This window comes from Pseudoalteromonas haloplanktis ATCC 14393 (assembly GCF_000238355.1).
Lineage (GTDB): Bacteria > Pseudomonadota > Gammaproteobacteria > Enterobacterales > Alteromonadaceae > Pseudoalteromonas > Pseudoalteromonas haloplanktis.
Genome location: NZ_AHCA01000006.1, coordinates 198,001 through 221,938, shown reverse-complemented (window position 1 = coordinate 221,938; position 23,938 = coordinate 198,001). Strand labels below are relative to the sequence as shown.

The window sequence follows — 23,938 nt, the reverse complement described above, 5'->3', positions numbered from 1 at the left end:
TGATTTTGGCACAACACAAGTATAATGAAAATGTAGTATGTAATGTAACCATATTGATAATGAGGCCAATTTGAAAGTTAAAATACGCGTCCTTTTTCCTGCTCTATTGGCCTTAATTATCGTCGGCTGCAAGGTTGAAGAGCCTTATGATTCCGGTGATACACAAGCACAAAATAATGAAGCACTACAACGTGATGATTATTTAAAGCAAACCTTCAATGGTAAAATTACAATAGTTGATGAACAAGGCAATGGCGTTGCTGCATTAACCGTTAATTTTGCTGGTAAAACATACCAAACCGATGTGAATGGCAACATAAACTACTCCGCCATAATTATGGGTAATCATCGATTAATAATTGCTGATGACAATTATTTCCCTATCGCAGCGACTATTAGTGTTATTAATAATAACACGGCTCAACAGCTCACCTTGGTGCCTAAATCAAGCAATGCTGTCAGCTTACTTTTTGCTGGTGATACCATGTTTGCTCGTCGCTTTTTAGATCCTTCATTAGCAACTATGACAGCCGATATACCTGATGTCGAAGGCGCGCTGATCCGCCCAGCAACTGCCGCTGAAAATGCGCAAGCCTTAACGCAATTTGTTGCGCCTTTCTTTAAAGCCGCTGATTTCGCCTCGGTAAACTTAGAAACCCCCATAACCAGCACGCCTGAGTCAGTACACCCAACTAAAGAGTTTAGCTTTTTCTCATTACCAGAGACGCTTGAAGGGATAAAGGCGATCGGAATAGATTATGTTGCGCTAGGTAATAACCACGTTTACGACTTTTTAGAAGATGGCTTAGACGATACGTTAATTGAAGTAACCAGTGCTGGGATCGCACACAGTGGCGCAGGTAAAACGATAGCGAGTGCTTATCAACCTGAATATATGGATGTAGGTACTCTAAAGCTAGGGCTATTTTCAGCAACCTCGATTACTGGTAAAGAGCATCAGATTAGTTATGTTAGTGATGCAACTAAAGGGGGGGCTGCCGATTTAACAGAAACAGCATTAGTCGCTAATTACCTCAGCGAAGCTGCGAATAACAGTGATTATGTCATCGCCCAAATGCATGGCGGTGATGAATACACTTATGAACCAAGTGGGTACATAGAAGGTCGCTTTAATGCGCTATCCAAACAACAGACTAACTTATTAGTCGCGCATCACCCGCATATTGCTCAAGGGTTTGCAGTGTTTAATGACGTACCGGCTATTTTAGGACTAGGTAATTTTGTATTCGATCAAGATCGTTTAGAAACCTTACTTGGGGTTGCGGTGTTAGTGGATATAAACAAAGATGTCACCCCTATGACCTCGCGGGCATTTGCGTACCCTATTTATGTGGAAGGGTATCAACCTAAGTTTATCAATGGTTTTTTAAGTGATTATTTATCACGCCGCTTAGCTGAATTTTCTGATAACAATATTACTCTGATCCCACGTAACGGCTATGCTGATGTGCTATTTAGTAAAGATCAGGCTACAGTCACAGAACACAGTACAACCCTCACCCTCTCTGCTGGGCAAAGTATTATTGATTTACGTGACTTTGCGCCATCAACAAAAGCATTTTTATCTAAAATCGAAATCAGTGATGGCACGGCCAGTGATATCACCCTAGGGCGTGATTTAATGATTTTCGGTGACTTTGAAGATTGGGATAATGATGATGAGCAGTTAGAAGTAGTGCGTTGGGATCATAGTGGTGACAGTGTTACTCCCTGTATTAACAAAGCTCGTTCAGGACAACAAGGGCTATGCTCCTCGCGCAGCCAATTCGACAATACCCCATCATTGCTACCATTTAGACAAACCATTCGTGCTATGGAATTACCCAATGATGCCGGTTCCCTTGATGTATTTAAAGATTTCAGCTTATTTGGTTATAGCCATGCTGACAATGCAGGAAAACTGGATGTTAAACTCGTTTTTACCACCGCCGAAGATGGTCTCGAGTTTTCAACGCAACTTATTGACATTCAGCCTGCTGGAAGCCACGACTGGCACGCATTCAATTATGACTTTTCGCTACCATCCGATGAGCTCACTTTAGGCCCTAAACAATTACCAGCGCGAGGCATTAAAGTTACGTTTCGTCATTTTCCACCTAGTAGTGGTGAAGCCAGTTTAGCTTTAGATGATTTAGCCATGATCTCATGGCAGCAAAAAATAGCCTTAACTGAGGCTATGTGGCGTACAGAAAAACTCCATGGTTTTGATTTTTTACGTTTAAATTCAGTGTCTACTGCTACACTTAAGTTAACGTACAGTACTTATAATTAACCGTATTCTTTTTGGAGTGAACCGTGGCTTTTAAACAGCAGTTTTTTCTACTCAAGCGACAACGTACTTTTTGGTTAATTATTTGTCTATTTATCATTGTAATCCTTACAAATGCATTTTCATTATTTAATTCTGCAGATGCCTTTTTTTACAGCCGCTTAGCAAATTTGAGCCAAAGCCAGCAAAGTAATATTGTGATCATTGAAAGCGATCACCTCAGCACCGAGCACCATCAATTAGTGCAACAATTATTAAGCTACCAGCCCAAAGCTGTGTTGGTTTTTGCTAATGAACAATTAAATGCTAATACCGCCAATAGCACTAATCCCATTAAGGTCTTTTATCCTCACCCCAAGAATCGCTATTGTTTGCCGCCAATTAATGACTGGTCAGGCTATAACGTAGAATTAGCTCCGATGACAGACAGCCCATGCCAAGCTATTTGGCCTGCTGTATTCCCTCACATTGATAGCAATAACAATGTACTGCTTAATTTTGCCCTATCCCCTGCGGCGCTACCGAAGTTTTCTGCAACTCGGCTAATGACAATGGATCTGATGGCGAGTCAATTGCAAAACAAGATCATTATTCTCGGCCAACACAATGCTGGTTTAGGGGTAAAACTAAATGCTCCGAAACTACAGCACAGCACAAATTATTTGCTGTTAACAGCCTATATTGCAGACACGCTTGATAAACAAAACAGCGTATTTACCCTCACCTTATGGCAAAGTACATTGTTATTGTTGAGCATTGCTTTACTGATGCTATTTGCATTTCAAAAGTTATCGATTAGCTACAGTTTTGTGCTTACAGTTTTGGCTAGTATATGTTGGTTTGCATTAGGTTACGTTATGCTTGTATTCCAACAGTTATTCTTACCTGTCGGTCAAATGACCATTTTTACTTTCATCACCTTGTTATGGGTTATCCTAGTGAGAAAGCTAAACGAGGACAGCGAGCTCACTAGCATGATAGGTAATATTCAGCAAAAAATGGCTGGCCGTTATTTACCAAAGTCATTTATCGCTCAAAGCTCACCTTGGGATGCCATTATTCGTTTGGTCACACAACAACTAGCCTTAAATAAATCGATTTTTTTAGCACGAAAGGAAGGCGATCACCGACTTATAGAAATACGAGCTGTAAATTGCCAACTCAGTGATATTAAAGAATTGCGCCGTGATTATAAACGTGCCCCTTATTCTGATGCATTAAAAAAGTTTGGTGTAGTCCCCATTAACAGACCGTTTTTTACTGAGCTTAGCGAAGGCGAATTACAATATATTGTACCTTTAATGTATGCAGGTGACGTGCGAGGTTTCTGGGCAATGACGGTCATTCCTGATAACCAATTTAATCAACAGGCGTTTGAGCGTAATGTAAATGCTTTTGCCGGTCAGGTGGGTGAGCTGCTGTTCCACTACCGAATTTATGAAGCACAAAGTAATACCAGTGATAGCGCTATATCACAGCTACTGACATTAAAATTACAAGAGCCATTAAGCCAACAGGTCAAAACATCTATCGCTGAAATGGAACAGAAACTGACAACTTTAGAGCACGTGTTTAATAACATTCGCTCTGCGACCGTATTATTTAATTTATTTGGTCAAGTAGTGCAAATAAATCAATCTTTAGAAAAATTAGCTGCCATGCATCAGTTTTCTATTTTTGATATGACTGCACTAGATTTACTGTGTTTGGTTACCGATTTAGATACCGAAACAGCAAAAGGTAAACTGCGGTTTATCACCTTACAAAAAGGTGACATTTATGTACAAGCTCAGCTAGATGAAAAAACTTACATCCTCAATGTAAGAACCGTGGACTCAAGCCAAGTACAAAGTGCTTCAGGTGAGCCCTTCCAAGTATCAGGTATTCTATTTGAATTTATCGATATTGGATTTTTCATTGAGCACATGCCCAATAGTAAACAACTGTGTGATTCTTTATGTAAACAACAGCAATACTATGCTAGTAACTTGATGGAGCCATCTAACTAGTGGGCGACTTTATCTTACAGTTATTCCCATCAGGCGGTGGTTTAGGCCAATCAGTTATCACTACTGTATGGATAGGGATTGCCGTTGTATGTTTGCTGAATTTACGCTTTGGCTTCCCACTTACCGGCCTCGTGGTACCGGGTTATTTGGTCCCTTTACTCATCGTCAGTCCAACTTCGGCCGCAGTTATTTTAATTGAGGCTGTGGTGGTCTACGGGATAATGTTATTCACCGCTAAGTACTTAATGCAAAAACTCGGCTATGCAGAAATGTTTGGTCGCGATCGTTTTTTTGCCATTATTCTGATCAGTATTTTAGTACGCGTCATTATGGACACCTTATTTTGGCCTTTAATTGCTAATGTACTCAGCGGCTGGGATATAACCTTTGATTACTCATCGCAACTTTATTCTCTAGGCTTAGTGATCATTGCCCTGACCGCTAATGTAATGTGGAACGGTGGCTTCAAATATGGCATGAAAGTAACACTAGTACAGCTTCTTATTACCTTTTTACTTGTTCGCTTTGTATTGATGCCAATGACCAACTTTAGCATCGCCAATCTTGCGATTATGTATGAGGCGGTTGCGGCATCAATTATCGCGGCACCCAAGGCCTACATTATTTTAGTTATCACTGCTTTTATTGCGTCTCGCGCCAATATAAAGTATGGCTGGGAGTTTAATGGCATTATGCTTCCTGCGTTATTAGCGTTACAGCTAATGCAGCCAACAAAGTTACTCACCTCATTTGCAGAAACGGCGATTATTTTGATCATTGGCGCTGCATTATTAAATTTCACCCGACTACGTAATGCCAATATTGAGGGGGCGCGATTACTGCTATTCTTTTTCAACATCGGCTTTATATATAAGCTATTTTTAAATTACTTTGTAGTGCACTATTACCCTGAAATAAAAGTAACCGATACATTTGCATTCGGTTATATGTTATCGACTCTGCTCGCGCTAAAAATATACCAAAAAAGTGCCCTTGGATTAGTGATACGTGCCACCTTTCAAACCTCTATTGTTGGCGGCGCGCTGGCTATAGTGATCGGCTTTATTATTATGTTTATTCCATCACTGTTCGTCACAACAGACATTAAAGAACTACAAAGCACAGTAAAAGTCAGTGCGCTTGGCCAACAGATCAGTGAATATAAAAGTTACCTGTATACTAAAGATAAAGCGCAGATTGACATCAGTAGCTATCAAGCAAGCCAAGATAAAAATAATTTTAAGCAAGCAATTTACGAACTAAACAAAGCCCCTAACGAACTAGAAAACGTGCAACTAAACACACAACGTTTAGCAAAGCTCGACTTTCAATTGCAGTATGATGAACACTATATTTATATTCGTGATGCCCGGAAAACATCACAACGAGGGCTATTTATAATTGCTCGAAAGCCCGCTGCTGAATTTATAGTAACCGTACCATTTCCAACGTCTGAAAGTTTAGCCAGTGATTCTGCTGGCCTTATTTTTGCACATTTTAACAGCCGAGCTTTGGTATTTGGCACCAGCGCAACCCCCACCGCAGAGCTAACTCATAATAATGAGCAAAGCCCTTATTACTTAGCCTTTATTGAAGCGATGGGAGACGAACAGTTATTTCAAATACGTGAAGTCAATAACCGTACTAGCCGTTTATTAGCAAAAACCAGCTTAGGTGCCGCCAGCCAATATTGGATTTATAACCAATTACCAAGTTCCTTAAGTCAGCGTTTGCTCCAACAATTATTGGGTCACCAAGACACTTTTTTTGGTCAAGCAACTTCAAGCTCGTTACCCACGCCAACATTTGATGGACAACTCTTTGAAGCATTTTTAAACAGTGATAATTACACAACCCTGTTAGCAAATGTATCTCGGATGCAAAGTAATGATGAAAAAAATGCAGTTAACGAATCAGCGCAAAGTCTCAGTGAAGTTGTCACATTATTCTCACAACATATCACCGCCAAAGGCAGTGGTAGCTATCAACCATTGACTATAAATCAAGCCGCACTATGGGAATTTGAAATATTACACCCGTTATACCGCTTGAAAGCCATGATAACGGAACAAACCGTTGATCAGGACATCATAAACCAATTAAATCAAGTCAATGCAACAGCTAAACTGATGGGCTATGAACTCACATTATTGACTAACGCCCAAGGCCGTTTTTTACTCATCGCCCCCACTTTAAATGGGCCTGCTTTAGAGTATGGACAGGGTTTTTATATCATCAGCCTCAATAAATGTGTCCAACTTAATATTGAAGTTCCTCGGCCAATTTTTGAAAGCAATACCTTGAAGTTTGCCACTGAATTATTTATCAACAGTAATGCAGAGCACTTATTGATAGCCGGCGCTCACCCTTACGCACACCCAAAAGCGAATGTGCTATCGCCTAATAATGTTGATTCATTATTTAATGTGGTGCATCAAAGCTATTTGCGCTTTAGCCAAAACCAAAAAATTATGAACTTACAAATCCGCAGCCACAGTGCCCCATCTTGGATCAGACCCAGTGCGCTTGCCTTTGAGTTTACGCAATCAAATAGCGAACACCAGTCGTTGTTGCAAACACTGAATAATAGCTTGCAAAATTTAGCGGTTGATTACCAAGTTGTAAGCGGTCAAACCGCAACACGAGGACTGGAACTTGGCACTTCTGCACAATCTGGCTATCAACTATTTGCTCCCCATAGTGAATTAGCAACCTTGTGGCTTGCATCTGACTTTAAACAGCAATTTTCAGTGAATCAGCAAAGCCTATTACAGCGGTTGCTGGCTATTTCTGCCTTACCGACTATTAAGATGATAAATATCACCACATTATCTCCAGCCGATTGGCAAGATCTAAGTCCACAACAACGGAGCCATTTTACAAAAGCGATTGACCAATACGCCAGTTCGCGGCGCTTAACTGCTTTAGCGCAACTGTGCAAACCTTTCACTGGCTGTAAATTACAAACAATCATGTTTGAAGGACGCCAAGAGTATGCGCTAGCAATTCGACAACACGATAAGCTATTGGCGATTTTTAATCCGATCACCAATCGACTCACTGACCAGACCCGTTTTAACACTATGATGATTGAGGGCTCGTATGCAATTTATTAAGCGACTCTTAAAATTACTCATCTTACTTGCGCTCGTTTTTGGGGTAGGCTTTGCCATCTTTAGCTTTTACCTGTGGATAAAATCAGCTGAACCAATTACCAGCCGTTCAGATACAGAAACCCGCTCCAATGTTCAATGGTTAAGCACTGAAAAACCGTTGGTATTTTCATTCTCTCGTTCTAGAACGCATTCAATTCGCGTGTTATCAAACGCAATATTTTCTGAGCCAACGAGTTTAGATAAGCCGATTAACTACGCTATTGAATACACATTTTTAAACGAACAGAAGCAAGTTATCAGCAGCCATATCTATCATCATGCGTCCAAGTTAACACCGCCAGATAATAATGACCTGCAAATAAAGCAAATAATTGAAGATCGCCAAGCTTTACTAGTCTCTTCTGGTCAATCCTTTTATCTGAGTCAAGACCAATTAGACAAGGTGGCTAGCATATCATTAAAACTCATCACCGAAGACACACAAGTAATGGGTGTGGTGGTCAGGGTGCATGCTAAAACCTTAAACAATAGTGATGATAAATACAGTGCCTGGTTGAAATTACCACTAGAACGCAGGGAGCGTAGTAGCGCCTATCATAGCGTTGGGGTTAATGCCCTCTCCACTACCGAAATAAATAACGCAGTTACTTACTCTTGGCTAAAGCTGGCGCCACAAGGCATTCCGGGGATTGATTTCAAGGCCGACATTTTATATGAAACACTCCCATATAATGTGGTGACCTATGATTTCTCGCAGCAACAGCTCAATTTAAATGACTATTATACCGATGCGACATTATGTGCCAGCATAACGCTAGAGCAGCCTGATTCACTTGTTTTTAGCCTCAATACCGCGGGGGACATAAACCTTACTTGGTACGATTCGAGCCAATTTACTGCGCCTAAAAAAGTCAACTATAAAGAGACTGCACAGCCATTAACCTTTATAACAGCGCCTTTAGATAGCGGTTTAGTAACTATATGTAGTCGTGACCCACTATTAAGTAATTGGTCTTTTAATTCACACCTGCCGATGACCACAGCACAAGACGGTTATTATCAAATAACTGAATCATTAACCGCACGCTATACGATTGAAGCAAATAGCGATATTAATATTGACCTTAGATCCGCAAGCAGAGGGCACGCAAGCGTGATCGTATTTGACCAAGATAATCAGCCAATCGATACCTTTACTGTTGCCTATAACGATGAAATATCGGGCTATGACCGGGTTATTTTAGATTCCACGCAACGGGAAAAAGTCCCTAAAGCTAATCAGTTTTATTTACGTGTTAATGAACGCGCAAGCGCATTAGAAATCACGACAAAGCAACCATTACTCGTACGGGTTAAATCTCGAAGTAGTCAATTTAACTATCAGCGTACGCTATGTCATTCCGTGTGTTTAGACAATTTAGAGTTCCATGATATTGCAGCCTGGTATGAGCAACAAGCAGATAACCATTATGCCTTTATTGAGCAAGACAGTTATATCAATATTCGGGTGTTTCAAGAGCCGCCAGCGATCTTAATTGAAGATACCTTCTATCAATCTCGAGAGCTTTTTAAACAATTACCGATTTCCAATGTCGCTCTGGTTAATAGCCCTACAAAATACTTTGCACCAAGCACTGAGCCAACACCCTTTCATTTTGCGTTGTTAAGTAAAAAACAAACTAAAGCACAGTTAGTTCAAATGGCGGCCAGTGCCCCAAGTACCACTACTGCCAATGTGGTTTATCAGTTAAATGCGCACGCAGCCAAAGAAGTTGCATTAAAAGAGACTGATTTTGAACAATTGGCAAATATTGAAAATAGTGCGCAAAAGATATATCAAAACTGGCAAGGGCAACGTCCGTGGATAAAGCAACGATTATATAAGCTTACTGCCAACAAGCCGCTAAAATTAACGTATCCAACACTTCGTCCGCACAGTATTGTCTTAAAAACGTATAGCCATAATGCTAAGCAAAAAATTATTATCGATGTTACACAAAATGCTAAATATCACGGTGGTTTAACCCACGAATACAGTATTACTAATAAACGTTTGCAACTGCTTCCAAGCAACTTAAGTGAAGCGTTTTTAATTCACCCTAAAGATAGTCAATTATTTGCTTACCCTGCGGTGACTCAACAAATTAATGCCGATATTCGCGCATTAAATAATGTCACTTTTACCAGTAATAAAACGGTGTGGATTGCTATATTGGAAGAGTACAGCAATGAAGAAGTAAAAATAAGGTGGTGGAACGATGATGTGTTATAAATCACTACTCGCTGCTATTTTAGTATCGTTAACTGGTCAAACTCACGCCCAACAGATTTCCACTAGTGAGGCGTATACAAGCACAAAAAATCAACTTACTCAGTGGCTGCATGTACAAAAAAGTTTAGGGCAAAATAATGACTTAGTTTCATCTTTAACACTTAAAGATAAAACTAATTTACTTGTAGCCGGTGAAATACATTATCAGCCTAGCGGTCAACCTTGTATTGCCTATGCACCACACCGTTTTTATGACAAACACACGTATGATATTGCCATTACCCTATTAGGGGATTGTCAGGTTTTTTTGGCAAATACCGTACACAGAAATACAAACGCCCAAGATGGACAAAAAAGCGATCTTGGCAAACACCGCTACAGTGTGACAAATGCCTTTATTGAAAGCTATGCAAGTACTGTTGATAAGGTCATGATTTATCAAATACATGGCTTTGATGCAAAAAAGCGTCGCACGAAACAAGGCCGCAGCAGTGATGTTATTATTAGCCAAGGGAGTCGGCCTGCAACCGCTAAATTGCAATACATAAGCCAATGTTTAAAAGAAAAATTACAGTTAACCAGCCGCGTATATCCCTTAGAAGTCACCGAGCTTGGCGGTACAAAAAATATTTTAAACCAAATAGCACCAAAAAATAGTGAGTTTTTTCATATTGAGTTGAGTAGCACTGTGCGTACACAACTTATGCAACAGCCTAATTTAATGAGTCAGTTTAAAACATGCATTACGCTATAATTGCTTTTATTTTCAGTTTATTAGTTATGCTCAGCCCAACGAGTTCGGCCTCTAATGACAGCTTTTTAAGCTCACCTATTTGGCTTAATCTAACGCCGCAAGTTCAGTTGGCTGAAACTCAACAAGCTCGGTATTTTGAAGCACAACAAACACAATACCTTTGGTTAGCTAAAGGGCAATGGTTAGAACTTGATAGCAATACGTTTAATTCGTTTATTTTTAGTTCTGGAACCAGCCATCTGGCTCAACAAAGACTGAATCTTAACCGTGACTTTATCTGTGAACAAGCAAAGTGCCAATTACCCAGCGTATCCTATAACCGGATTTTAAAGATCACCAATCACCTTGATGAAGGCGCCACTCTAGCGGCAATGGTTGGTGAGACAAATCGCCATCGTGATAGCTTTCGCCGTGCAGTAAAATTACCAAGAGCAGCAACTCGCTTCCAATACGGTCAAAATGTTGAGCACTATTATCACTTTAAAGCTGGGGAGGCAGTAAAACTGTACTTCCCAAATGGTAAAAAATTAAAATTATCCGTTCGCAAAGACTTACTCAATAAAGATCGTAATGGCAAAGTTTATGCGTATGTTAATGATCAACCCGTTAGTATTATTAGCGTTATTGCAAGTCGCGCTAGCGAGTATAAAAGTTTGCAAGTAGGTCTTGCCAATACTGATTATTTAGCAATCGGCAAAGGTGAATACTTGACGATAAACAGTGAAACCGATGCTTATATCAAACTCGAGCAAAGCCACAGAGGAATTTACGATGATCAGGCAATGGACAAGCTACAAGAATCACTTTTTCAGCCGTATTGGGTCAATAATCTAGACGACACCCTAAAAACGATTTACCTGCAACGCGACTTGTCACAACTTGCCAGTTCAGCCTATCAACAAGGTGATTTACTTGCACAGCGTCGCTATCAAGATCTACTTTCGAGTATTTCATCCCGTGACTTCCTAACACCGGATACCCAAGGCAAGGTCACTATTAAAAGTCATTTTAAGCACTTTGATAGCTTAGCGAGCCTGCGTCTAGTCGATGATATAAGCTACCCTGTGTTATCAGAGGAGTATGCTCCCGTACACACTTTAGAGCAGCAACATCATTTTTCACTCACAACTAAGCAACGGGTTAGATCCACCCTCACCCTGCACGCGCGCAGCAATATTGATACACAATTGTTAGTCACCAGTGGTAACTTAGAGTGGCATTTAACTCTAGGTAAAAGCGAACACTTTGCCGCTTTTGAATTGCAGGTGCCTTTAACAAACACTGAGTTAACCATTCAAAACCTACAGCAACAACGCCAGCCTATCGAATATGCATTGCAAAGTGATCAATTGTTAGCATTACCAAATAATGAATTACTTTATGCCCAAGCAGGTACTTTAAAAGAAACCAGTTCAGTTATTGAGTCTCTTTTAAATCAGCAAGTTAATCAAATAGGTAATGAGTTTATTGATTCATTAGTGCCCTATAACCCGCAATATGACACCGAACAAGCAAATACAATAGATACGTTGCACTGGCAACATCAACTAGGTGAGGCTGAATACTTAATGGCTACAAAGCCGTTACAAGCGCTGCAAATAATAAAGACATTAGTAAATGTGACAGACACCGACATAGCGATTAAAGCATGGCAATTACGAATTAAAATACTCAACACGCAAGGACGTACGGCATTAGCAAAAAGCTATCACGAAGGACTTTATAAAAGCACTCAAAACCTCACGCTCAAACGCTATGCGGGTAATGCTCTGTTATTACAATATCAAGCATTAGAACAAGATTATAAGTTACAAGGTTTGTGCGCGAATGCATTACAACTACTGACACCATGTCGTGATATTCTGATCTCGCTTGCCATTAAACAACAAAAGAACCTACTCGCGTTGTGGCTAAGCCATGATTTACCTGCTACCACCACATTACAAAATAGCTTCGCCAAATTAAACTGGCGTCACTACAGCGAAACAACACAGCAACAGCCTGAGTATGAAGTTGAGCATGCAGGTATACAAACACTCGTCAGTCCAACAGGTAAGTTATCAGCGATAACTGTAAATACGACTCAACCTTTAACGTTTAAAGCACGCACTCAACCTTTAACAATTGCTCTTAGAGCACGTAGTAATAGCGTACAAAATGGTCAATATAAAGTAGCCTGGCTATTTGCTAAGCAAGCACAGCAGCAAACTCTACTGCCTATTTTTTCTGATGTCAGCTCAGCCAACAGTTTGCTCACTAATGCGCAGCCACTGTCTATTGCCAGTGACGCTGTGATCAGCTTAAAAGCGGGCGAGTCAGTTCGTTTATCCAGTGATCACCAAACTGTTATCAGTTACCGAGTACTCTCGCAGCCACTGGTATCGACTTACCATTATCAAAATATGGCTAGTCACTTTTATTGGCAAACTCCCTTTATGGCACTTCTATATGACGCTAATGTCAGTATGCAAGATTTATTAAATAACACCCTATTTAAACTAACGAATAAAACACTCACGCTTAATGAGTACACACAAGTATTAGCAAAAGTAAAAGAGCTAAGTTTATCAGGGCAACTTGAGTCACTATTTTCTCGAGTACAAAGTTATGGCGAATGGGTACCATTAGATGACTATCTTGATTTTGCGGGCACGCAACTTATTGCCATTGATGCACAAGCACAAACCAGCTACAGCGATCAATTAGTCAGCGCAAGTACCCAAGAAACCTACAAACAAGGACTAGTACTACGCCCTCACCATGATTTACACATAGATCTAAGCCAAACTCAGTCAAAACAAATTCGTTTAGTTTTTAATTTTTCTACAGCAGAGTTGTCACAAGGGAACGTTGCAAATGTGGCAATTAAGTTAGCGACAACAGAAAAAGTCTGGTCAGTTCAGCCAGGACAAACAAACACGTTTGGTTTTAATAAAACAGAGCTGACCGACAACCTGATCTCATTGCAGTGGCTTAATCCCTACTTATCACAAGTTGTCACACTCACTGCGCAAGAGTATCGCAATAATCGCTGGCATGACTTACCGCTGACTAATAACTTATTATTTTACACAGTCCTACCTGAGCAGCACCTAGTCGCGCAATTGCCAGCAGATCGACTAGTTAAACTTGAGCAAATGCTTGCAAGCTCAGAGGGTAATGGTTTTGAGCAACGTGTTGAGCGCAGTTTTTTTCACCCTGCGGGTAAAGTTGAGGTCAGCACAGATAAAATAAAATACGTCAGGTTATATACTTGGCAACTCAGCGACAGCAATCATAAGATTTCTAATTTTAAACCTGAGCAACCAATAAATGCTGCCGAAGTAACATACACATTAGCGCAACAGACCAGCACTTTGCAGCCTGAAGTTGCTCAATTTCATCCAGAAGATCTTAGCTGGCAAGCATTTATTAATTATGACCGTCGCGGTATTTTTGAATCCAGTGAGTCCACTGCCACACGGCACAGTGTTGATATTGGCGCACGGTTGCGTTTAACTGACGACGAAAACTGGTATCGCCTTGATCTCACTTATTCACTCAGCGAGCAAGACAATGAGCTTTTCTCTATTGACGCTTATCATTCATGGCAAGACCACGATACCCCTTGGTATGTAGACAGTGCATTACAAACAAGTTGGCAGCCAAGCCAAGCTAACGGCGATAGTCACTATGCTTTAAGTACCTATGTACAAGTTGGTCAAATCTGGCGGGTTGATGAAAGCCACCGACATCAATGGCAAGTAAGCCCATTTTATAGCTACAGCAGTGCTGATATAGAAGACTTTTTGTTTGACCCTAAACTCAATTCAGATATCTATAATTTTTACCGTGAAGATCATCCCTCAGGCTGGCGTGGTGAATACCAATATCGCTATCAACCTTGGGTTGATAGCTATTTCAACTTTCTTGCCGGTAGCATCTCAAATGCCGATTGGACAAGCCTTGATATGTTACGTTTTGGTGCATCTTGGAATCAATACTATCAAGGCCACATCTTCCAAGCTGGCATAACCAGTTATTATAAATTTGCTGACGAGGACCGGCCAATTAGTACGTGGCAATATATAACGAGTGTTGGTTGGCGAAAGCAAGTGCACCTTGGTGACTTCTCGCAAGGGTGGATCAAATTACGTTGGGATCAAGACTGGTTTAGAAATGACCATAATGTCAGCTTAGAGTTTTCTACCGGTAACTTAGCCGATACTGGTTTTGGTGTTTTCTCCCACGACGAAATAATTTTTGAGTCACTTCAACTCGATCACTTTTTAGAGCAGAATTAATATGGCAACCGTAAAAAAAGCAATTACCCAAAGCAAGCTGAAAAGCCGCTTAGAGCATTTATTGTTTGCTGACATTGCCAACTTTTGGCTCGATCTCTATCGTCAAAAATATCGTCAGTTAGTGGATGATTTAGCACAATGGGAACTACTGCAAAATATTCCTGAAGATGAAGACCAAGATACCTGGTTATTGGGCCAAGCAATCGCATTTTTACGCCATCAAGTAGAAAATAAACAGCACAGTTTACAGCAGCTAGATGCTGGTTATCAGCTATTTATTGAAAGGCTCAGCCATGCTGAAATAAGCGCAGAGCGTGAATTTCACATTTTAGATTACGCTCAGCAACTCGGTGCCACACCAGAGCAATTACACCAAGACAAACTGGCCTTCAATCGCTGGTTTGACGAAGGAGCGGTGATCAACCGCTACCAAGATGTGGTTGCTGATATTGAACAAACACTTAAATTTTTAATTGGTAAACTGGGGGATTTAAGTAATCGTTATTTAACAAAATCAACGCAAGATATCGCAAAAGCATGGCAAACGCTAAATTTAGAAAGCTTCTTTTTACAGTTATTAACAAAAACAGATAACGAGCATGTACGCAATGCTTTATATCGCGCCCTCGCTAACCAAGTTCAATTGATCCATAACCACAATAGCGATCCTGAGCTAAGTGCCAATTTGATTGAAACCTTAGTATTGGCGTTAGAAGATACCAGTACGCCCCATTTAGCTCGTTTAGATATATTAGAAATTTTGATCCACCAGCGGCCAACTTATATTCGTGCCTTTATGCAACAGTTAATTTCTCAAGATGATAACTGCCAACTCGACGAGCAACAGCGATTATTTATATTAGCAGCCCTGCCGAAAATATTAATTAGTCAAACCAAGCTCACACAACTGTGTGAACGCTTATTAATGGAGCTGGCCGAACACCGATTTCCACGGGTACGTCAAAGTGTCATAGAACAAGCCAACCACTTTTCATTAAACTTTTTACAGCAACTTCTTACTACTAGGTTACAAGTTGAAACGGTCGATGCTGTGCGTTTTACATTAGTAAAACAACTCAGTAGCCCTCGCTTAAACAGTGATCACTTTGCATTTGATTTATGGTGGCAACTACTCAAAGGTAATGAGAGTATCGCGATCAAACGCTTAGCATTAGAGCTCACCGCGCGTATGATGCTCAATCAGCAATTAGAGACTACTGAACCCGATACTGTATTTACAACCTACATTAACTGCCTCAATGAACGATTAAGCTGCGAGCCAGAGCTTGCTATTCGTCGATTTATCAGCCGTACCAGAGAGCAGCTTGTTGCATTTCAACATCAAAATAAAATGGCACAGTTAGAACAAACACTGCCAAATACAGCCACTTTATCGCAGTTTGATGATGACATAGATGAAGAATTATTAGGTCGTTTATTAAGCCGAAAAGCCCAGCAAAGTGAAGGCTATAATGTAAGTAAAGATAAACAAACTTGGCGGATCCGCAGCGGTTATCGCTTTGCCTTTCGTGCTTGGCGCTTTATTCATGAATGGCGCAACCCTAGCACTGACAAACGCCAAAGCTTTAATCATAGTACAGCACGTAAACCCTCCGCTTTTATGCACGTTCCTAGTTGTACCGTCGCAGAGATCAGTGCCACAAACGTGCCAGGCGAGCCATTATTTGATACAGATGAATATTCAGCACGTCCGCATTTGCCTTTACCTGATTTTTTACTTAGCGCACTAAGCCAAGACAATTTAAAGCAGCCAGCAAAAACCTATACACCCGATGGTATTTTACTAGTCACGCCACCAAAATCATTACTCCAACGCATTAAAACGTATTGTTGGTTAACGATTAATCTTGATAGTTTAGATGCTATGCGAAAAGGCAACGAGATTGAGCAAAACAATTACCTCAACACACTAAAAAAACACGGCTTTAATTTTCAGTTTAAAGCCTATGGCGAGCAACTTGGGTGTTCTTTCGCCATCGAGCCTGGTATCAATAAATTGTTTAACAAGCTGAATGTTTCTCCTTTATTGGTCAGTATTTGGTTGAATTTTAAAGAGTACCTTTACTCCATCTATCAAAATAGTATCGGTCAGCTGATCTTCTTTGTGGTCGGCTTTATGCTTTACTTTTGGGGGCGCCACATTCGCGTCAGTCGCCGTATTAAGGCTGATCGTCGAGCAATTCCAGTTAGTATTGGTGGTTGGGGCACACGAGGAAAGTCAGGTACTGAACGATTAAAAGCCGCTTTGTTCAGCAGTCTTGCACTTAAGGTCATCACAAAAACAACTGGCTGCGAAGCCACTCTAATTTACGCACGCTCTAATGGCGAACAATTTGAAGTACCACTATTTAGGCCATTTGATAAAGCCAGTATTTGGGAGCAAAGTGATGTCCTGCACTTTGCTAAAAACGTAAAAGCGGATGTATTTCTTTGGGAGTGTATGGGGCTGACACCACGCTACGTAAAAATACTCAGGCAATGGATGCAAGATAATTTCTCAACGATTACCAACGCTTACCCTGATCATGAAGATATTTTAGGGCCTACAGGCTTTAATGTCGCAAAAGAAATGGCTAATTTTATTGCGCCAAACAGTCTGGTTTTTACCAGCGAACAAACTATGTTTCCTATTTTGGACAAAGATGCGTTACAAAAAAACAGCACATTAATTCAATCACACTGGGGCGAAGGATATCAAATAACCCCTGATATTAAAGCACTTTACCCATATGAGGAGCACCCAGATAATATTGCGCTAGTCTGTAAAATGGCAGCCCAAATCGGCTTAAGTAAAGACTTTGTATTTAAAGAAACAGCACAGCGCATTGTGCCTGACATTGGTGTTTTACAACATTTTAGCCCTGCCCCATTCGCAGAGTTCAAGATGTCTTTTGTCAATAGTATGTCAGCCAATGAACGCTTAGCTACCATTGAGAACTGGCGACGATTAGATTTATTCAGCCTCAGCAATGATCCAAATAAACAAACAATTGCTTTGATCAACAACCGCAATGACCGAGTTGCTCGCTCAAAAGTATTTGCTCACATTCTCGCTGAGGATTTACCATTTGATAAGATGGTAGTGATTGGTACTAATGTGGATGGTTTCTACAGCTACTACTTACAAGCTTTTCGTGAACGTTACCTGCGCATTATTACTAATAATGACTTACAAGAACTCGAATTATTGTGCACGCAGTTACACTGTATTAAAACTGAGGACGCACTAAGCAAAATTATCAGCGCCGCATTGGGCAACCACTACACTGCGAATGAATTCACAGGTTTAGTGAGTACAAAGCAGTTTACTGACTGGTTAAGTAAACATGCTAAAACACTAAATAAGCAGCAACAAGCAAGTTTACTAGATGTATTCAACCACTATATTAGTTACCAACAAATAAAGCCTTTATTGGACGATCTACAGAAACATCAACATCAACATCAGCTTGAAAAATTATTATTAGAATTAGTAAAAAGCAAATGCGTATTGATCAGTAACCCTAAAGTTACCCCAAATCAGTTAACCCTCAAGTTGGCATCACTTGCGAGACCACACAGCCATCAAATCGTTATTGGTATGCAAAATATAAAAGGAGCCGGTTTAGGGTATGTGTATAGTTGGCAACAATGGCAAAAGATCCACGATAGTGTTAGCACTTTATTAGATAACGCCTGTTCAGCAACGCAATTTAAGAAAACCTTAACACGCCTATCATTGATCAACAGCTTTAGTCATCTCGAATATACTTATTTAAGCAATGCATTATTAGCGATTAAAAAAGTACATCATGCTCAAAATGAGTATAGTCAGGCGGAATTGGTACATATTAGTGAACGTTTAAATAAACATCAGCGGTATGAAAGTAACCCAGCCGATGACAAACAGCAAGGCCCATTAACCCGGTTTGCCATCCAAGTCGCGGAGTCTTTCTTAGACGCAGGTGCCGCAGTTAAGCGTAAAAAAATTGCTAACCAAGTTTATAAAGATATCGCAACGCAACGTATTACTCTTGAAAAGGCCATTACCGTTTTAGCCAAGTTAAATCGTAACCAAAAGCCAGGGTGGCTAACATTTTCACAAAAAAGTGATCATTAACCCTATTCACGCCTAAAACCTGCAAAGTCTTAATTACTAGGCTTTGCAGCCTCTCTCAAACGAACGTACTACACCAAAAACGACGGTAATCACTTCAACAAAATAAAATGAAATTATTTAAAAAATAATTAAATAACTAAGTTGCTGTTTATCAATAAATTGTTTTTAAAATAAGAACAAACACCATGATTATTGCAAAAACCACCATGTTCAACATTTGACCGAAAAGAAAAAAATACAGTACAATAGTACCATAAATTGTTAAATTAAATGTTAACAAAAGAAATTCAAACCTTTTGGTAGGAGAAACAAATGAAAAAATCATTCTTTAAGCTTGCAACATTACCTTTAATAATTGCTTCAGGCTTTGCAGCAGCATCAACAAATTTAGTTACTAATGGTTCTTTTGAAAATACTGCAACAATTTCTGGACAATGGAGTTTATTAAATAACCTCCCAGGTTGGCAGCGTTCAAACAATGCTAAATTTGAAATCCAAACCAATCGGCTTGGTCTGATCACTGCCCAAGAAGGAGTTCAGTATTTAGAGTTGGACTCAACAGCCAATTATAATGTGATGCAAACATTAGATACTGAAGCCGATCATAACTATGAAATAAGCTTTTATTACTCTGCACGCGTAAGTGGTAATACAACCACCAACAAAGCTGAAGTTTATTGGGATGGCGAGTTATTAGATACCTTAAATTCTACAACACGCGGTTGGCAAAAATTTACCTACACGGTAAAATCCAGCTCGTCGGCAACTGAGCTTAAGTTTGCTGGTGCTGGCAAGTCAGATAGTTTAGGTGCCTTAATTGATAATGTTCAAGTGACTGCCAAATGTGCATCTGGCTTATATGGCATTAATAACTTTGGCTCAAATGAAGATGGCTTTGTTTATCACTTTGATACACAAACAAATACTTATTCAACGGTTGCGGGTTTAACTAATACGGCATCGAATATTGCATCTCATGATGGTGTTTTATATTTTATGGAGCAGCTAGATAGTACTACGAAAGAGTCACAAATTCTTTCTCTTGATCTTGCAACAAATGAGCAAGCGCTAGTTACATCAGCAACGTCTTACCCAATTTACCGTTCTGTAATGAGCGCTGATGGCACCACATTACGTGCAACGAGTAAAACGTACATGTATGATTTTGACCTTACTACAGGTGATAAAACTGTACTTGGTAAACTGAGCTTCCCTGGTGACTCATTTGCCGATGGTGACATTGCATACTCAGCTGATAACAACATACTTTATGTGCTTACTGGTAAAGCACTTTATACACTTGACCAAGGCTCTATGGAGTTATCATTAGTTGGCGAGCATAATGTGGCTCAAGCATCAGGGATTGCAATTGCTGCTGATGGTACTATTTATGTATCAGGACGTGTAAAAGGCGAGAACGCAAAAATCTATATGCTCGATCAGAATACAGCTGCGGCAACATTCGTAATGGATGGCCCTTCACATGTTAATGATTTAACGTTTGTTGATAGTAACTACTGCCACTAAGCAAAAAACGTCTTAAAGGTTACCAAAAGCCGAGTAAATTATTACTCGGCTTTTTCGTAGTTAAAATAGACTAGCTGAACTGGATTAGTTTTGCGGATAAGCTGTCCATTCTCCGCCATCAAGTTGAATATATGGGCGCTTATTTATATACATCATAATGGTGTCTTGGTTTTCAGCAACTTTAGGTGCAACAGGTAAGTTCTCTAATAGTGCGCGAATAGAGCCCGCCCCTGAAAAAACATCATTACGCAGTGCTCGGCTTACTAACTCTGACAACGCGAAGTAACTTGTAGGGTCAGACACTTCAATTAATCCTGAATGTTTTACATTTGCACCAATAAACTTCACCGCCGTTGGTACTGATACAATTCTTGGACTCGGTATTTCACGCAAACCTGAAAACTGCACCTTATCGCCAGTAAGCGCGGCGCCATGCTCAGGTACAACCATCAGCAATGTATTACGGCCCTGCTTTTCTAGCTGCGCAATAAACTGGCCAATATCAGAGAATAACTGCTGCTGCCTACGAGGGTAGCTTTCAATACTGCTCATTCGCCTTTGCCCAGCCACTTGATTGCCGTCATGTAAACTAATGGTATTGTAATACAGCGCTCGCGGAGTATTACTTTGTGGTTGCGATTTTAGCCAATTAGCAAGTACATCTTGATCTGAATAGATGGGTTTATCATCAAAGCCATACTGTGCCGGTGAATAATTAGTAAAGTCCAATGTTGGCACTTTAATACCACCATAGGTACTGATCAATCCTTTAAAATCATCAAAGTGACCATCATGATTCATTGCAACCTGTGTGTTATAGCCTAACTTTTCCAAGTTACTAAATAAGTGGCACTGCTGCGCGGCAGGTTTAAATAACTGCTGCTGACTAGTTTGTCCGCAACTGGCTCTTAGCAACCTTATTGCTGCAGGACCACTGTATGATGTGGCTGAATTAAAATCGCTAAACAAAATATCAAAATCAGCAAATAATTCATTTACATCAACACCAATCGCCTCTAAATCAGCATTCGCAATAGAGCACACATTCAGAATTAAAACATCAAATGATTCACCAGTTATAGCTGCTGGGAAATTGCTCGTTAGCAAACTTTGCTGTTGATAAAAACGCTGTAATTGTTGATCCGGTGTTTGCTGAGTATTCACTACATCAACTTGTGTGTTTGTTACTGCACTTTCACGACTATTTCTCACAACGGGTGCAGACTCTAAAGGCAGTTGCACTGAAGTACTCAGCCAATAAACGTAGCCAAAACCTAACAATGAAAAACTGGTATAACGCAGCCATTTTGCTGTATACCAATAAAAAATAGCCGCAACAAAAATACCAAGTAGTAAATCAACATTGACCACTCTTGAACTGATCTCTAAAAAGTAACCAATACTAAAATCTTGTACATTAGCGGCCTGTTTCGTTAACCGTGAAATAGGTGGTAACCACGAGTCATAGTAAAGCAGTACAACTGCAGCCACCACCGCAATTACATGTTTGCTACGTTGTACTAATGGCTTGCTAAATGACAAGGCTAAAAAGCTAAATAAAGCGAGATTTTCCAAAAAATGAAATGAAATATCACCACGAATAAACAACACAAATTTTAATAGAAAATATAAATTCCAAACCCCTAAACCGGTGAGCTTCACTTACTGTCCTTTTTTACTTTTTTCGGTGAATAAGGTATTAACACAACATGACGAAATGTCAGTTTTCGATAGTACCTTACAAGATAAACAAACATTCCCTTGCCAACCTGACTTAACACGATCCCCAATAATAACGCTAAAATGAATGTGATAAAAAACTGGTCTAAATTCATGAGCTCTTATCCTTTAAGGTCATTGGGTATTTAGTTGCAAATGGCCGAATCACTTTTTTGAATTCAGGTATGGCGGTATTTAAAGTGGCAATATCAGCCGACTTAGGATCAAAAATATAGCTCACATTTTCTTTTAATTGCATTGTGTAATCAGGTATTTCTGCGTCCGTATAATGACGTTTTAAACGGCGACATTCTTGCTGAATAAAAAAGTGATCAGCAAGTACACTTTTTGACTCAAAAAAATCCGAGATTTGTAGCTTGAATAAGTGTTTAATTGCATTTTCAACGTCATGTTCACGACACGCATGTAAATACAAAAATACCTGATTACCCACAGTACTAAAAATGTCGCCTTCACGCTTAACATGAAACAATTGCAACGGGTGTATTGCCTCTATACGCGGTAACAGCTGTAATACTACCAGCACCCCACTAACCCCAAGGTTAACGGCTGAATTGCTATAACTGACCACTTGATCAGCAAATTGCATAAAGGGTAGAAACCCTTTCGCCTGCGCACTTTCGCTATACTGCAGTACATGCTCAATAGAGTGCGGTAAAGGTCGCGAGAAATGAAATCCTTGAATAGATTGAATTTGTGACAGCAATCGCGATGGCTCTGAGAAACTATACAGAATAAGGTTCACCCCTAGGGTTAAAAATAAGCACTCATCTTGATGGCGAATAATGCCATCAACATTTTGGATAACCAATTTCAGCTTTTTGCCACAGTGTTTTCTAAGTGTAAAGCATTGCCTTGCCAATGCAGCAAGGTCTGTATAACGAGTAACAGAAAACACCAACGTAGCTGCTTTCATTTGGCTAGCTTGCTGGTAAAGGGCATCGTTATCACTGGTCACATGGTAGTAATGAGGTAATTTAGTGCCCTCTGGCACAACACTTTTCACCAGCCAAACATCATTTTCATCAAAATCTTGATTTAATCCATCGCTTTGCATTTCATCAAAGTGACCGCGAGTAACGCGGTAACCATCGACAATGTCTAAATACACTGTTTCTTGCGCTATGACACCTTCATTATGGCGCCAATAGTCATATTCTAATGTCAGTAAGGAGGCGTCATTACTAACATATAAAATACCATCCAATAATCTACTGTGCTTTTGAATTTCTTTACGCATATGAACAATATCAGAACCAGTAATTATAAAAACCACGGTTAACTGGTAAGTAGTAGCTAATTTACTGTAGAGTGCAAGTTTATCATGCAGTTGAGTTGTTGAATCATGAGTAATTAATGTTGCATTAAAGTGTATCAAGACAAGGCTATTTTTTAATTCTTTATATGCCTTTAACTCATTGATGATAGAGCGGTTAAATGTACTGACTTGATTAACAATTGGATCAGAGTTAAAAGAAAACGGGTGTACTTTACCCTGTTCATAAAGTGCATTTAAATGTGCTGATTGCGCAGATTCAAAAAATAAATCAATCTGCTCCGAAAGGATAAAAACATCTCCAGTCATATCAGGTAATAACTGTAATGCTAACTCAACTACTTGATTCTCTAAAGGCGCTAATAGCGTATAATTAGCGCTATCCTTTAAATACACTAAAGCTGAATTTAGCCCTTCAATTTTGAAGTTAGGCACGAATATTATCCTATAAAAAATACTTTACGACTAGTTTTGTGCTTGGGTATGTATATAATGTACCCCAAATTACCTTGTTAGAAAATAAGTTAGTCAAATTATGTTATTAGGGGTAT

Annotated in this window: 10 protein-coding genes; 8 read left to right on the top strand and 2 right to left on the bottom strand. The window is 39.8% G+C overall.

Features of this window, described 5'->3' with window-relative positions; all coding sequences use genetic code 11:
- Positions 1-70 precede the first annotated feature (70 nt).
- The 8 genes from PHAL_RS0113140 (at position 71) to PHAL_RS0113105 (ending at position 20,371) form a co-directional block, all read left to right on the top strand.
- On the top strand, positions 71-2,293 hold the full coding sequence (locus PHAL_RS0113140) for a CapA family protein (RefSeq protein WP_232321833.1): 2,223 nt from the start codon (positions 71-73) through the stop codon (positions 2,291-2,293).
- Positions 2,294-2,316: 23 nt separating this feature from the next.
- Complete coding sequence (locus tag PHAL_RS23080) at positions 2,317-4,299, top strand: hypothetical protein (RefSeq protein WP_016708880.1); 1,983 nt, start codon at positions 2,317-2,319, stop codon at positions 4,297-4,299.
- On the top strand, positions 4,299-7,415 hold the full coding sequence (locus PHAL_RS0113130) for a poly-gamma-glutamate biosynthesis protein PgsC/CapC (RefSeq protein WP_016708879.1): 3,117 nt from the start codon (positions 4,299-4,301) through the stop codon (positions 7,413-7,415). Before PHAL_RS23080 ends, PHAL_RS0113130 begins: the two co-directional genes overlap by 1 nt.
- The gene (locus tag PHAL_RS0113125; RefSeq protein WP_016708878.1) at positions 7,402-9,687 is read left to right on the top strand and encodes a hypothetical protein; all 2,286 of its coding nucleotides are present in this window, start codon (positions 7,402-7,404) and stop codon (positions 9,685-9,687) included. Before PHAL_RS0113130 ends, PHAL_RS0113125 begins: the two co-directional genes overlap by 14 nt.
- Entirely contained in the window at positions 9,674-10,441 is a 768-nt protein-coding gene (locus tag PHAL_RS23075; protein ID WP_016708877.1) for a hypothetical protein, read from the top strand. Before PHAL_RS0113125 ends, PHAL_RS23075 begins: the two co-directional genes overlap by 14 nt.
- A gap of 26 nt (positions 10,442-10,467) precedes the next feature.
- Positions 10,468-14,724 (top strand): autotransporter outer membrane beta-barrel domain-containing protein, encoded by a 4,257-nt coding sequence (locus PHAL_RS0113115; protein WP_138973953.1) that lies wholly within the window; start codon positions 10,468-10,470, stop codon positions 14,722-14,724.
- Position 14,725: 1 nt separating this feature from the next.
- Positions 14,726-18,844 (top strand): hypothetical protein, encoded by a 4,119-nt coding sequence (locus PHAL_RS0113110; protein WP_016708875.1) that lies wholly within the window; start codon positions 14,726-14,728, stop codon positions 18,842-18,844.
- 312 nt (positions 18,845-19,156) lie between these two features.
- Positions 19,157-20,371, top strand: a complete 1,215-nt coding sequence (locus PHAL_RS0113105; RefSeq protein ID WP_016708874.1) for a DUF642 domain-containing protein — start codon at positions 19,157-19,159, stop codon at positions 20,369-20,371.
- 84 nt (positions 20,372-20,455) lie between these two features.
- Here the strand turns inward: PHAL_RS0113105 and bcsG are convergent, their stop codons facing one another.
- Together bcsG and bcsE are read right to left on the bottom strand one after the other, a co-directional pair.
- Positions 20,456-22,033 (bottom strand): cellulose biosynthesis protein BcsG, encoded by a 1,578-nt coding sequence (gene bcsG / locus PHAL_RS0113100; RefSeq protein ID WP_016708873.1) that lies wholly within the window; start codon positions 22,031-22,033, stop codon positions 20,456-20,458.
- 169 nt (positions 22,034-22,202) lie between these two features.
- Positions 22,203-23,822: a cellulose biosynthesis protein BcsE gene (bcsE, locus tag PHAL_RS0113090; RefSeq protein WP_016708871.1), complete on the bottom strand. Its 1,620-nt coding sequence runs from the start codon at positions 23,820-23,822 to the stop codon at positions 22,203-22,205.
- Positions 23,823-23,938: the final 116 nt, after the last annotated feature.